Annotated in this window: 11 protein-coding genes; 10 read left to right on the forward strand and 1 reads right to left on the reverse strand. The window is 64.5% G+C overall.

The genetic code is table 11. From position 1 onward, the window contains the following. Positions 1-2: 2 nt before the first annotated feature. Positions 3-1,175, reverse strand: coding sequence for a pyridoxal phosphate-dependent aminotransferase (locus tag F3J44_RS26595; protein ID WP_167277449.1), 1,173 nt, complete (start codon positions 1,173-1,175; stop codon positions 3-5). A gap of 210 nt (positions 1,176-1,385) precedes the next feature. Here F3J44_RS26595 and dksA point away from each other — a divergent pair, with 210 nt between their 5' ends. The 10 genes from dksA (at position 1,386) to pgi (ending at position 14,057) form a co-directional block, all read left to right on the forward strand. After that, positions 1,386-1,832 carry an RNA polymerase-binding protein DksA gene (gene dksA, locus F3J44_RS26600; RefSeq protein ID WP_167070112.1) on the forward strand — a complete coding sequence of 149 codons (447 nt, stop codon included), beginning with the start codon at positions 1,386-1,388 and terminating at the stop codon, positions 1,830-1,832. Positions 1,833-1,895: 63 nt separating this feature from the next. Beyond that, positions 1,896-2,783 (forward strand): tRNA glutamyl-Q(34) synthetase GluQRS, encoded by an 888-nt coding sequence (gene gluQRS, locus F3J44_RS26605; protein WP_167277451.1) that lies wholly within the window; start codon positions 1,896-1,898, stop codon positions 2,781-2,783. A 248-nt stretch (positions 2,784-3,031) separates the two neighbouring features. Further along, complete coding sequence (locus F3J44_RS26610) at positions 3,032-3,208, forward strand: hypothetical protein (protein WP_003250005.1); 177 nt, start codon at positions 3,032-3,034, stop codon at positions 3,206-3,208. After that, entirely contained in the window at positions 3,198-6,167 is a 2,970-nt protein-coding gene (locus tag F3J44_RS26615) for a sensor histidine kinase (protein WP_167070116.1), read from the forward strand. Before F3J44_RS26610 ends, F3J44_RS26615 begins: the two co-directional genes overlap by 11 nt. Positions 6,168-6,171: 4 nt before the next feature. After that, positions 6,172-7,620 (forward strand): sigma-54 dependent transcriptional regulator, encoded by a 1,449-nt coding sequence (locus F3J44_RS26620; RefSeq protein ID WP_167277453.1) that lies wholly within the window; start codon positions 6,172-6,174, stop codon positions 7,618-7,620. 766 nt (positions 7,621-8,386) lie between these two features. Further along, on the forward strand, positions 8,387-9,778 hold the full coding sequence (locus tag F3J44_RS26625) for a polynucleotide adenylyltransferase PcnB (protein ID WP_167070120.1): 1,392 nt from the start codon (positions 8,387-8,389) through the stop codon (positions 9,776-9,778). Then, a complete protein-coding gene (gene folK / locus F3J44_RS26630) occupies positions 9,775-10,254 on the forward strand; it encodes a 2-amino-4-hydroxy-6-hydroxymethyldihydropteridine diphosphokinase (protein ID WP_167277455.1) in 480 nt (159 codons plus the stop codon). The genes F3J44_RS26625 and folK overlap by 4 nt, the downstream gene beginning before the upstream one ends. A gap of 263 nt (positions 10,255-10,517) precedes the next feature. Then, positions 10,518-11,318 carry a 3-methyl-2-oxobutanoate hydroxymethyltransferase gene (gene panB, locus F3J44_RS26635; protein ID WP_167070124.1) on the forward strand — a complete coding sequence of 267 codons (801 nt, stop codon included), beginning with the start codon at positions 10,518-10,520 and terminating at the stop codon, positions 11,316-11,318. Continuing rightward, positions 11,315-12,178, forward strand: a complete 864-nt coding sequence (panC, locus tag F3J44_RS26640) for a pantoate--beta-alanine ligase (RefSeq protein WP_167277457.1) — start codon at positions 11,315-11,317, stop codon at positions 12,176-12,178. The genes panB and panC overlap by 4 nt, the downstream gene beginning before the upstream one ends. Before the next feature lie 214 nt (positions 12,179-12,392). After that, positions 12,393-14,057 carry a glucose-6-phosphate isomerase gene (gene pgi, locus F3J44_RS26645; RefSeq protein ID WP_167277459.1) on the forward strand — a complete coding sequence of 555 codons (1,665 nt, stop codon included), beginning with the start codon at positions 12,393-12,395 and terminating at the stop codon, positions 14,055-14,057. The last annotated feature ends 98 nt before the right edge of the window (positions 14,058-14,155 follow it).

The raw sequence follows: 14,155 nt of genomic DNA on the forward strand, positions 1-14,155 counted from the left end.
CCCTACCCCTGCCAGCTGCGCAGGCCACGGGCGATGCGTTCCACCGCCTGCTCCAGGCGCGGCAGGCTCTGGGTGTAGGCAAAGCGCACATGATGGCCGGCCAGGTGGCGGCCAAAATCCAGGCCTGGGGTGAACGCCAGGTGCTCGGTTTCCAGGAAGTGCTGGCAGAACGCGAAGGCATCGCCGCCAAAGGCGCTGATGTCGGCATACAGGTAGAACGCGCCCTGGGGCTCGACGGCAATCTTGAAGCCCAGCTCGCGCAGCGCTGGCAACAGGTAGTCGCGACGGCGGGCAAATTCGCCACGGCGCTCCTCGAAGATCGCCAGGGTTTCAGGCTCGAAGCAGGCCAGCGCAGCATGCTGGGCCATGCTTGGGGCACTGATGTAAAGGTTCTGCGCCAGCTTCTCCAGGTCAGCCACGGCATCCGGTGGCGCCACCAGCCAGCCAAGGCGCCAGCCGGTCATGCCGAAATACTTGGAAAAACTATTGAGGACGAAGGCCCCATCGTCCACTTCCAGCACGCTTGGCGCGTCCATGCCGTAGGTCAGGCCGTGGTAGATCTCGTCCACCACCAGGTGGCCGTGGCGCTCACGGGTGGCCTGGGACAGGCTGGCCAGGGCATCGCGGCCCAGCACCGTACCGGTAGGGTTGGCCGGCGAGGCCACCAGCGCGCCCACCGTGTCGTTGTCCCAATGGCGCCCCACCAGCTCGGCGGTCAGCTGGTAGTTGACCTCCGGCCCCACCGGCACCAGTTGCGCGCCGCCTTCCACCAGGCGCAGGAAGTGCCGGTTGCACGGGTAGCCCGGGTCGGCCAGCAGCCAGTGCTTGCCGGGGTCCACCAGCAGGCTGCTGGCGAGCAGCAGCGCGCCCGAGCCACCGGGGGTGATGAGGATACGCTCGGGGTCGACGGCCAGCCCGTAGCGCTGGCCATAGAAGCCGGCGATGGCTTCGCGCAGCGCCGGCAGGCCACGGGCGGCGGTGTAGCGGGTGTGGCCCGCCGCCAGCGCGGCCTGGCCGGCGGCGACGATGGGCGCGGCGGTGGTGAAGTCCGGCTCGCCGATTTCCAGGTGGATCACGTCGTGCCCGGCCGCCTGCAGCTCGTTGGCCCGCGCCAGCAGCGCCATGACATGGAAGGGTTCGATGGCGCGGCTGCGCGCACTGTAGGGGTGGGCCATGACCTTCTCTCAATTGGGTCTAAACTGTTGATTCTACCTGCGCACGGCATCGAACGTGCGCCGCGCGGCGCTGTCAACAGCTAGGATCGGGCGGGGTAGCGCACCCCCGATCTATCTGGTAAGTTCGGCGGCTCGCAGTCGCAGGGCCGGCGGGTGCCGGAGATGGAGCAGCCTGCGCATTGGATCAGATGAGTGAGAGGCGGTCTATTCATGTCCACCGTAGAAAAGCAAAAAGTCCAGACGACCATGTACGGTGTCGAACCCTACGTAGAGACCAAGGGTGAGGAGTACATGGGCGAGCCCATGAAGAAGCACTTCACCAAGCTCCTCAATGCCTGGAAAGGCGAGCTGATGGTCAGTGTGGATCGTACCGTGGACCACATGAAGGACGAGGCAGCCAACTTCCCCGACCCGGCTGACCGTGCCAGCCAGGAAGAAGAATTCGCCCTTGAGCTGCGTAACCGCGACCGCGAGCGCAAGCTGATCAAGAAAATCGACAAGACCCTCGACAAGATCAAGGCCGACGAGTACGGCTGGTGCGAGTCCTGCGGCATCGAGATCGGCCTGCGCCGCCTGGAAGCCCGCCCGACCGCCGACCTGTGCTTCGACTGCAAGGAAATCGCCGAGAAAAAGGAAAAGACCGTCGGCAAAGGCTGACCCTTATCCCATCCGAACGGGGCGCATCTTGCGCCCCGTTTCATTTATACGCCCGGCAACGCCATGAAAGACTCCCGTTACATCGGACGCTTCGCCCCCACCCCCAGCGGCTTCCTGCACTTCGGCTCGCTGGTCGCCGCCCTCGCCTCCTGGCTCGATGCCCGCGCCGTCGATGGCCACTGGCTGCTGCGCATGGAAGACACCGACCCGCCGCGGGAAATGCCCGGGGCCCGAGACGCCATCCTGCAAACCCTGGAGCGCTATGGGCTGCACTGGGATGGCGAGGTGGTGTTCCAGAGCCAGCGCCACGACGCCTATGCCGCCGTGGTCGACCGCTTGTTCAGCCAGGGCCTGGCCTATGCCTGCACCTGCTCGCGCAAGCAGCTGGAAGGCTACAACGGCATCTACCCGGGCTTTTGCCGCAACGCCGGGCATGCCCGCGAAGGGGCGGCGATCCGCCTGCGGGTGCCGGAGCTGTTGTACCGCTTCAATGACCGGGTGCAGGGCGAGTTCCAGCAGCACCTGGGGCGTGAGGTGGGGGATTTCGTGATCCAGCGCCGTGACGGGTTGTATGCCTACCAGCTGGCGGTAGTGCTGGATGATGCCTGGCAGGGCGTCACCGACATCGTGCGTGGGGCCGACCTGCTCGACAACACCCCGCGCCAGCTGTACCTGCAGGAGTTGCTGGGGTTCTCGCAGCCGCGCTACCTGCACATACCGCTGATCGTGCAGCCTGATGGGCACAAGCTGGGTAAGTCGTACCGTTCGCCACCGCTGCAGGCCGAGCATGCGACGCCATTGTTGCTGCGCGCGTTGCGGGCCTTGGGGCAGGCGACCGAACCTGAGTGGTTGCTGGCCACGCCCGCCCAGGTGCTGGCCGAGGCCCGCAAGCAATGGCGGCCGGAAGCGATTGCCCGGCGGGGGACGGTGCCGGAGGCGGACTTGTACTGACGGCTTGCCGGCGCCCTGTAGGAGCGGGCTTGCCCCGCGAAACAAGCGCCGCAGTGCATGGCACCGGCTTCGCCGGTGTTCGCGGGTCAAGCCCGCTCCTACAGGGTTCCCTGCATAACAGCCACCACAATCCAAAAGCCCAATAATTTCAAACCCTTGGCGAACCCCACCGATTCCCGCTAGCATCCCCCCCGCCATTTGCGCCAATAATAAGTCCAAGCCCGCAGCGCCCAACCATCGAGGCCAGCATGTACATCTATCGTTTGGTCCTGCTTCTGGTCGTGGGGATCTACCTGTTCTCCCCGGCCATCATGGACTGGTGGATCGAGCCGACCGGAGCCTGGTACCGCCCCTACCTGCTCTGGCTGATCCTGATCGTCGTCACCTTCATCCTGCAGAGCCAACGAGATGCCGATGAGCTTTAGCCTGACCCAGATGATCCTGATCAGCGCCGCGTACCTGATGGTGCTGTTCGGCGTGGCCTGGGTCAGCGAACGCGGGCTGATCCCGCGCGCAGTGATTCGCCACCCGCTGACCTACACCCTGTCGCTGGGCGTGTACGCCAGCGCCTGGGCCTTCTACGGCTCGGTGGGCCTGGCCTACCAGTATGGCTACGGCTTCCTCGCCTGTTACCTGGGCGTGTCCGGTGCGTTCCTGCTGGCCCCGGTGCTGCTCTACCCGATCCTGAAAATCACCCGCACCTACCAGCTGTCATCGCTGGCCGACCTGTTGGCGTTCCGCTTTCGCAGCACCTGGGCCGGCGCGCTGACCACGGTGATCATGCTGATAGGCGTGCTGCCCCTGCTGGCGTTGCAGATCCAGGCGGTGGCCGACTCCATCAGCATTCTCACCGGCGAGCCGGTCAAGGCCCGGGTGGCGTTCGCCTTCTGCACGCTGATCATCCTGTTCACCATCTTCTTCGGCTCGCGCCATATCGCCACCCGTGAGAAACACGAAGGCCTGGTGTTCGCCATTGCCTTCGAGTCGGTCATCAAGCTGCTGGCCCTGGGTGGTATCGGCCTGTACGCGCTGTACGGCGTGTTCGGCGGCCCGCACGAGCTGGAGGTGTGGCTGCTGCAGAACCAAACCGCCCTGGCCGCGCTGCACACGCCGCTGCAGGAAGGCCCATGGCGCACCCTGCTGCTGGTGTTCTTCGCCTCGGCCATCGTCATGCCGCACATGTACCACATGGCCTTCACCGAAAACCTCAACCCGCGCTCGCTGGTCAGCGCCAGCTGGGGCCTGCCGTTGTTCCTGCTGCTGATGAGCCTGGCCGTGCCCCTGGTGCTGTGGGCGGGCCTGCGCCTGGGCGCCAGCACCAACCCTGAATACTTCACCCTGGGCCTGGGCATCGCCGCCAACAATCAGGCCCTGACCTTGCTGGCCTATGTCGGCGGGCTGGCCTCGGCCAGCGGGCTGATCATCGTCACCACCCTGGCGTTGTCCGGCATGGCCCTGAACCACCTGGTGCTGCCGCTGTACCAGCCGCCGGCCGAAGGCAACATCTACCGCTGGCTGAAATGGACCCGCCGGGCGCTGATCGTCGCCATCATCACTGCCGGGTTCGTCTTCTACCTGACCCAGAACAACCACCAGAGCCTGGCCAACCTGGGCATCGTCGCCTTCGTCGCCACCTTGCAGTTCCTGCCGGGCGTGCTGTCGGTGCTGTACTGGCCCACCGCCAACCGCCGCGGCTTCATTGCCGGGCTGCTGGCCGGCACCCTGGTGTGGTTCGTCACCATGCTGTTGCCGCTGCTGGGCAACCTGCAGGGCTTCTACATACCCCTGCTGGACATGATCTACGTGCTGGACGACACCAGCTGGCACATGGCAGCGATCGCCTCGCTGGCTGCCAACGTGCTGCTGTTCACCCTGATCTCGCTGTTCACCAACGCCAGTACCGAGGAAGTCAGTGCTGCCGAAGCCTGCGCCGTGGACAACGTGCGCCGCCCGCAACGGCGCGAACTGCATGCCGCCTCGCCGCAGGAGTTCGCCACCCAGCTGGCCAAGCCACTGGGCGCCAAGGCGGCGCAGAAGGAAGTCGAGCAGGCCCTGCGCGACCTCTACCTGCCGTTCGACGAGCGCCGCCCCTACGCCCTGCGCCGCCTGCGCGACCGCATCGAGGCCAACCTTTCCGGCCTGATGGGGCCAAGCGTGGCCCAGGACATGGTCGAGACGTTCCTGCCGTACAAGTCCGGTAACGAGAACTACGTGACCGAGGACATCCACTTCATCGAAAGCCGCCTGGAAGACTACCACTCGCGCCTGACCGGCCTGGCCGCCGAACTCGACGCCCTGCGCCGCTACCACCGGCAAACCCTGCAGGAGTTGCCGATGGGCGTGTGCTCGCTGGCCAAGGACCAGGAGATCCTGATGTGGAACAAGGCCATGGAGGAGCTGACCGGCATTGCCGCCAAGCATGTGGTCGGCTCACGCCTGGTCACCATCGCCGAGCCCTGGCGCGCCCTGCTGCAAGGCTTCATCAACGTGCCCGACGAGCACTTGCACAAGCAGCGCCTGGCGCTGGACGGCCAGCCGCGCTGGCTGAACCTGCACAAGGCGGCCATCGACGAGCCCCTGGCCCCCGGTAACAGCGGCCTGGTGCTGCTGGTCGAAGACCTTACCGAAACCCAGGCCCTGGAAGACAAGCTGGTGCACTCCGAGCGCCTGGCCAGCATTGGCCGCCTGGCCGCCGGGGTGGCCCATGAGATCGGCAACCCGATCACCGGCATTGCCTGCCTTGCGCAGAACCTGCGCGAGGAACGCGAGGGCGACGGCGAGATCATCGAGCTGTCGAGCCAGATCCTCGAACAAACCAAGCGCGTGTCGCGCATCGTGCAGTCGCTGATGAGCTTCGCCCATGCCGGCGGCAGCCACCAGAACAGCGAGGAGCCGGTGTGCCTGGCCGAGGTGGCGCAGGATGCCATTGGCCTGCTGGCCTTGAACCGGCGCAACTTCGAAGTGCAGTTCTTCAACCTCTGCGACCCGGACCACTGGGTCGAAGGGGACCCGCAGCGCCTGGCCCAGGTGCTCATCAACCTGCTGTCCAACGCCCGCGATGCATCGCCTGCGGGCAGCGCCGTGCGGGTGCGCAGCTCGGTGTTCGAACACACCGTGGACCTGATCGTCGAGGACGAAGGCAGCGGGATCCCGAAAAACATCATGGACCGCCTGTTCGAACCGTTCTTCACCACCAAGGACCCAGGCGAGGGAACCGGACTGGGGCTCGCTCTGGTCTATTCCATCGTGGAAGAGCATTATGGGCAAATCACCATCGACAGCCCGGCCGACATCGAACGGCAACGTGGCACACGGATCCGCGTGACCCTGCCCCGGCATGTCGTAGCGACGTCCCCTGAAATTCGAGACCGTCGAGAGAATTGAATCAATGCCTCACATTCTGATCGTCGAAGACGAAACCATCATCCGCTCGGCCTTGCGCCGCCTGCTTGAGCGGAACCAGTACCAGGTCAGCGAAGCCGGCTCGGTGCAGGAAGCCCAGGAACGCTTCAGCATTGCCACCTTCGACCTGATCGTCAGTGACCTGCGCCTGCCGGGCGCCCCGGGTACCGAGCTGATCAAGCTTGGCCAGGGCACCCCGGTGCTGATCATGACCAGCTACGCCAGCCTGCGCTCGGCGGTGGACTCGATGAAGATGGGCGCGGTGGACTACATCGCCAAGCCATTCGACCACGACGAGATGCTCCAGGCCGTGGCGCGCATCCTGCGTGACCGGCAGAACGCGCCGGCCGCAGCGCCCACCCCTGCCGCCGAACCGCGCAGCAGCGGCAAGGCCGCAACCGCCGACAAGGCCAGCCCTGCCGCCAACGGCGAAATCGGTATCATCGGCTCATGCCCGCCGATGCAGGACATGTACAGCAAGATCCGCAAGGTTGCCCCAACCGACTCCAACGTGTTGATCCAGGGCGAGTCGGGCACCGGTAAAGAGCTGGTTGCGCGGGCGCTGCATAACCTGTCGCGCCGGGCCAAGGCGCCGATGATTTCGGTGAACTGCGCGGCCATTCCGGAAACCCTGATCGAGTCGGAACTGTTCGGCCACGAAAAAGGCGCCTTCACCGGCGCCAGCGCTGGCCGTGCCGGCCTGGTGGAAGCTGCCGACGGCGGCACGCTGTTCCTCGACGAAATCGGCGAGCTGCCACTGGAAGCCCAGGCCCGGCTGCTGCGCGTGCTGCAGGAAGGCGAAATCCGCCGGGTGGGCTCGGTGCAGTCGCAAAAGGTGGACGTACGCCTGATCGCCGCCACCCACCGCGACCTGAAAAACCTGGCCAAGGCCGGGCAGTTCCGCGAAGACTTGTACTACCGCCTGCACGTGATTGCCTTGAAGTTGCCGGCCCTGCGCGAGCGTGGCAGCGACGTCAATGAAATTGCCGCTGCCTTCCTTGCCCGCCAGCGTGCGCGCATCGGCCGTGACGACCTGCATTTCTCGGCCGAGGCCGAGCAGGCCATTCGTCACTACAGCTGGCCGGGTAACGTGCGTGAACTGGAGAACGCCGTGGAGCGTGCGGTGATTCTCAGCGAGAGCGCGGAAATATCGGCCGACCTGCTGGGCATCGACATCGAGCTGAGCGACCTGGAAGAGGACGAAATCCTCGACCACGCCCTGGCCGCCAGTGCCAGTGCCAACAGCGCCAGCCACGAGCCGACCGAGGACCTGTCGCTGGAAGACTACTTCCAGCATTTCGTGCTCGAACACCAGGACCACATGACCGAAACCGAGCTGGCGCGCAAGCTTGGGGTCAGCCGCAAATGCCTGTGGGAACGCCGTCAGCGCCTGGGCATTCCGCGGCGCAAGAGCAATGCCACCAGCGACAACTGAGTTCGGCTAGGTTTTTTTATCGCCTGTGAGATCGAGCGCCGCCCGCGCGGCGCTCGATCTCACAGCCACAGTCCCCCTCAAGGCGGACACCCCGGTAACACACCACCTCCCGCACAAATCTGTTACCCAACCTTTCCGGCGTAACAGTCCCCGAGGCATACGGTAACGAAATTTCTACATTTCCAGCCGCCCGCCCACCGCCAATTTTCATCAAACCCTTGATTTCATTGGATTTTCAAAAGTTGGCACGGCACCTGCTATATCTTTGGTACAAGAACAATAACAAGCACTGCAACTCAGAATAAGAACAAGACGAAACGGCTCACGCACAATAAAAACAAGACGGCGGAGGCGCAGCTAACTGATTCTTTTGGAGAGGATGCGTGTTTGGGGCTTGCCCCACGACCAGGCAGAGAACAACAAAAACTGCACTAAAAAGCAGCGCCTGAACTGGTTGGATCGATTGATCAACGTGACATCAGCGGCCAAAGCAATCCGTTTGCTCTTGACCCCTGGATTAGGGGGTCGTCCACAAGCTTCGAGATTTGTGGGCAGGGCGCTCAACAAAAACAAAAAGCCCAGTAAAAAAACAATAAGAGCACGCAACGACTTCTTGGGGAGCTTAGGCTCCCCTTGTCGTTTCTCCCCTTCCAGCAGGCCTTCCTGCCAACGCCTACACCATTCCCTGAGTAAATGCTAGAATCCCCGCCCATCATGCGGCCATTCTCCTATTCTTGGCCGATCATTCCTTCAAACAGTGCATCCCATGCTGAAGAAGCTGTTCCAGTCTTTCCGCCCACCCGTACCGGGCCAGCACCACCGGCGCACCACGCCTGAGGTGATCAACAAGAGCCAACACTCGCTGCAGCGCCACCAGTTCAGCCGCCACGCGGTGAACATCGTCGAGCGCCTGCAGAGTGCGGGCTACCAGGCATACCTGGTCGGTGGCTGTGTCCGCGACCTGATGCTGGGCATCTCGCCCAAGGACTTCGACGTCGCCACCAGCGCCACTCCCGAACAGGTTCGCGCCGAGTTCCGCAATGCGCGCATCATCGGCCGGCGCTTCAAGCTGGTCCACGTGCATTTCGGCCGTGAGATCATCGAGGTCGCCACCTTCCGCGCCCATCACTCGGAAGAGGACCAGGGCGACAGCCACCGTTCGTCGCACAACGCCAGTGGCCGCATCCTGCGGGACAACGTATACGGCACCCTGGAAGAAGACGCGCAACGCCGCGACTTCACCATCAACGCCCTGTACTACGACCCGGTCAGCGAGCGCATCCTCGATTACGCCAACGGCGTGCACGACGTGCGCAACCGCCTGCTGCGGCTGATCGGCGACCCGACCCACCGCTACCAGGAAGACCCGGTGCGCATGCTGCGCGCAGTGCGTTTCGCCGCCAAGCTGGACTTCGGCATCGAAAAGCACACCTTCCAGCCGATTCGCGAATTGGCCCCGCTGCTGCGCGAGATTCCGCCAGCGCGCCTGTTCGAGGAATGCCTCAAGCTATTCCTCTCCGGCCAAGGTGCCATCGCCTTCGAAATGCTGGTTGACCTGGAGCTGTTCGAGCCGCTGTTCCCGGCCAGTGCCCGTGCCCTGGAAGAGCGCCCGACCTACACCCACACCCTGATCAGCCAGGCGTTGAACAACACCGACCTGCGCGTCAAGCAGGGCAAGCCGGTAACGCCGGCCTTCCTGTTCGCCGCCCTGCTGTGGCCAGCCTTGCCAGGCCGTGTGCTGCACCTGCAGAACCAAGGCGTGCCGCCGATTCCGGCCATGAACGGGGCGGCCCACGACCTGATCGCCGAGCAGTGCGCGCGCATCGCCATTCCCAAGCGCTTCACCCTGCCGATCCGCGAGATCTGGGACATGCAGGAGCGCCTGCCACGGCGCAGCGGCAAGCGCGCCGACCTGCTGCTGGACAACCCACGCTTCCGCGCCGGTTACGACTTCCTGCTGCTGCGCGAAAGCGCAGGCGAGGAAACCGACGACCTCGGCCAGTGGTGGACCGATTACCAGGACGCCAACGACAGCGAGCGCCGCGAGATGATTCGCGAACTCGGCAGCCGCGACGAAGGCACCGGTGCTGGCCCGCGCAAACGCAAACGCAGCGGTAGCAAGCGCAAACGCAGCGGCGGTGACGAGGCGTTCGAGTGACCACCCGCGCCTTCATCGGCCTGGGCAGCAACCTGGACGCCCCTGCAGAGCAGCTGCGCAGCGCCCTGCAAGCCCTTGACCAGATTGCAGGCAGCCGCCTGGCGGGGGCTTCGGCCCTCTATACCAGCGACTCGCTGCTGCCCGGCCAGCCGCGCTACACCAACGCCGTTGCTGCGCTGGACACCGCCCTGGCACCACTGGAACTGCTCGACGCGCTGCAGGCCATCGAGAACGACCAAGGCCGTGTGCGCAAGGAACGCTGGGGCCCACGCACCCTGGACCTGGATATCCTGCTGTTCGGCGACCAGGTCATCGATGTGCCACGCCTGCAAGTGCCGCACTACCACATGCACGCCCGCCCCTTCGTGCTGTACCCGCTGGCCGAGCTGGTGAGCGAAGATTTCCGCCTGGCCGATGGCCGCGCCCTCGCCGCCCTGCTCCAAGCCTGCCCATTCGTCGGCCTGGAACGCCTGTAAAACGGGCGTTTGCGCCACCCCCTGGCGAACGGTAACGCCAGTAACACCCTGTTAGTAACAATGCGGTAACAGGGTCATTGACTTCCCCCACCTCGCTCACGACTATAGGCGTCCCGTGTGGCACCAAAGTGCCTCATACCCGTATTTAGGCCCGGACGGACCTGTGCCCGAACATCACGCGCGATGATGTGCCGCTCCGGAAGATGACTACACGCGTTGTTCTGCAGTCGTTTTTCACAGCGCCTGAACGAGGAATTTCCTACATGCCTGAAGTAACCCTGACCACCCTGCACGGCCTCAAGGCCAAGGGTGAAAAGATCACCATGCTGACCTGCTACGACGCGACCTTTGCCAAGGCCGCCAGCCAGGCGGGCGTCGAAGTGTTGTTGGTGGGCGATTCCCTGGGAATGGTCCTGCAGGGCCACGACAGCACGCTGCCCGTTACCACCGCCGAAATGGCCTACCACACCGCCTGCGTGAAACGCGGCAACGACGGTGCGCTGATTCTCGCCGACCTGCCCTTCATGGCCCATGCCACGCCCGAGCAGGCCTTCGCCAACTGCGCCACGCTGATGCAGGCCGGCGCGCACATGATCAAACTCGAAGGCGCCGCCTGGCTGGCCGATACCATCCGCCTGCTGGCCGAGCGCGGCGTGCCGGTGTGCGCGCACATGGGCCTGACCCCGCAGACCGTCAATGTACTTGGTGGCTACAAGGTTCAGGGCCGCCAGGAAGCCCAGGCGCGGCAGATGCGCGCCGACGCCATTGCCCTGGAGCAGGCCGGTGCGGCCATGCTGCTGCTCGAATGCGTGCCCAGCGAGCTGGCGGCGGAAATTTCCCAGGCCGTCGGCATTCCGGTCATCGGCATCGGCGCGGGAAGCGCTACCGACGGCCAAGTGCTGGTCCTGCATGACATGCTGGGGCTGTCGTTGAGCGGGCGGGTACCGAAGTTCGTGAAGAACTTCATGGCCGGCCAGCCCGACATCCAGAGCGCCCTGGCGGCCTATGTGCAGGCCGTCAAGGACGTCACCTTCCCCGCCAGTGAACACGGATTCAGTGCATGAACACAGTCAAGACCGTCCGCGAACTGCGCGCCGCCGTCGCTCGCGCCCGTGGTGAAGGCAAGCGTATCGCCTTTGTGCCGACCATGGGCAACCTGCACAGCGGCCACGCCGCACTGGTGACCAAGGCCGCCCAGCGTGCCGATTTCGTGGTGGCCAGCATCTTCGTCAACCCGCTGCAGTTTGGCGCCAACGAAGACCTCGACAAGTACCCGCGTACCCTGGCCGCCGACCAACAGCGCCTGCTCGATGCCGGCTGCCATTTGCTGTTCGCCCCCACGGTCGAAGAGATGTACCCCGACGGCATGGCCGTGCAAACCCGCGTCAGCGTGCCCGCGCTGTCCGAAGGCCTGTGCGGGGCTAGCCGCCCGGGGCATTTCGAAGGCGTGGCGACGGTGGTCAGCAAGCTGTTCAACATGGTTCAGCCGGACCTGGCCGTGTTCGGTGAAAAGGACTACCAGCAGCTGGCGGTGATCCGCGCCATGGTGCGCGACCTGAACATGCCGATCCAGATCATTGGCGAGCCGACCGTACGGGCTGAAGACGGCCTGGCGCTGTCGTCGCGCAACGGCTACCTGACGCCGGAACAGCGTGCCACGGCGCCTGTGGTGTATCGCACGCTGAAACAACTGGGTGAAGCCATTGGCCGTGGCCAGGTGGATTTCGCTGCGCTGGTCGAAGAAGGCAAGGCGCAGCTGGAAGCTGCAGGGCTGCGGCCTGACTACCTGGAAGTGCGCCATGCGCTGAGCCTGCGCCCGGCGGCGTTTGGCGACCGCGACCTGGTGATACTGGTGGCGGCTTACCTGGGTAACACGCGGCTGATTGATAACCTTTACTTGCATGTGGGCGAGAAGACCGCGTGATGGCCTGGGGCTGCTTTGCAGCCCATTCGCGGGGCAAGCCCGCTCCTACACAGGAATTGTCGCAGCGTGAGTGGGGGCTACCCGCCCCCAAAATCCCATTCCCTGCGCACGGCCTTTGCCTATAATGGTGCCAGCTTGAACCCGGCAATGACTGCCCTGTCCAAGGCACACCACGCAGCCGTTATCGCTGCGCTACAGCAAGGAATTCCGCGCAATGGCGTATTACCGCACCCCCCACGATGTTACGGCCCTGCCTGCCTGGCAGGCACTGCAGAAACACCGCGACGCCATGCAAGGCTTCAGCATGCGCGAAGCCTTTGCCGCCGACGCCAAGCGCTTCGAGCAGTTCTCCCTGAGCAGCTGCGGGCTGTTCCTGGACTACTCGAAAAACCTGATCACCGATGAAACCCGTGACCTGCTGGTGAACCTGGCTGACCAGGTCGGCCTGCAGGACGCCATCCAGTCGATGTTCAACGGCGAGATCATCAACGCCTCCGAAGGCCGCCCGGTGTTGCACACCGCCCTGCGCCGCCCGGTAGGCGACAAGCTCAGCGTCAACGGCGTCAACGTGATGCCCGACGTGCACAAAGTGCTGAACCAGATCACCGAACTGGTCGGCCGCATCCATGACGGCCTGTGGCGCGGCTACAGCGAAAAGCCGATCACCGACGTGGTCAACATCGGCATCGGCGGCTCGTTCCTTGGCCCGGAGCTTGTGTCCGAAGCCCTGCTGCCCTACGCCCAGCGTGGCGTGCGCTGCCACTACCTGGCCAATATCGACGGCAGCGAATTCCATGAGCTGTCGGCCAACCTGCGCGCCGAAACCACCCTGTTCATCGTTTCGTCGAAATCGTTCAACACCCTCGAAACCCTGAAGAACGCCATGGCCGCGCGTACCTGGTACCTGGCCCAGGGCGGTTCGGAAGCCGAGCTGTATCGCCACTTCATCGCCGTGTCCAGCAACAAGGCCGCCGCCGTGGCCTTTGGCATCCGTGAAGAGAACATCTTCCCGATGTGGGACTGGGTGGGTGGGCGCTATTCGCTGTGGTCGGCCATCGGCCTGCCGATTGCCCTGGCCATCGGCACCGCCAACTTCAAGGAACTGCTGTCTGGTGCCTACACCATGGACCAGCATTTCCAGACTGCGCCGTTCGACAAGAACATGCCGGTGCTGCTGGCCCTGCTGGGCGTGTGGTATGGCAATTTCTGGGGCGCCAGCAGCCACGCGATCCTGCCGTACGACCACTACCTGCGCAACATCACCAAGCACCTGCAGCAGCTGGACATGGAGTCCAACGGCAAGAGCGTGCTGCAGGACGGCACCCCGGTGAAAACCGAAACCGGCCCGGTGATCTGGGGCGGCGTCGGCTGCAACGGCCAACACGCCTACCACCAGTTGCTGCACCAGGGCACCCAACTGATTCCGGCCGACTTCATCGTGCCAGTGGTGAGCTTCAACCCGGTTGCCGACCACCACCAGTGGCTGTACGCCAACTGCCTGTCGCAAAGCCAGGCACTGATGCTGGGCAAGACCCGCGAGGAAGCCGAGGCAGAGCTGCGCCAGAAAGGCCTGAACGAGGCGGACATCGAAAAGCTCGCCCCGCACAAGGTGATTCCCGGCAACCGCCCGAGCAACACCCTGGTGGTCGAGCGCATCAGCCCACGCCGCCTCGGCGCGCTGGTCGCCATGTACGAGCACAAGGTGTTCGTGCAGAGCGTGATCTGGGGCATCAACGCCTTCGACCAGTGGGGCGTGGAGCTGGGCAAGGAACTGGGCAAAGGTGTTTACCAGCGCCTGGTCGGCAGCCTGGAAGACAGCGCCGAAGACGGCTCTACCCAGGGCTTGATCAACTACTTCCGAGGTCGTCATCGCGGGTGATCTGACTCCTGTGCCGGCCTCTTCGCGGGGCAAGCCCGCTCCTACAGGTGGTACACGTGCCCTGTAGGAGCGGGCTTGCCCCGCGAAAGGGCCGGCAC

This window comes from Pantoea sp. Tr-811 (assembly GCF_011752535.1).
Lineage (GTDB): Bacteria > Pseudomonadota > Gammaproteobacteria > Pseudomonadales > Pseudomonadaceae > Aquipseudomonas.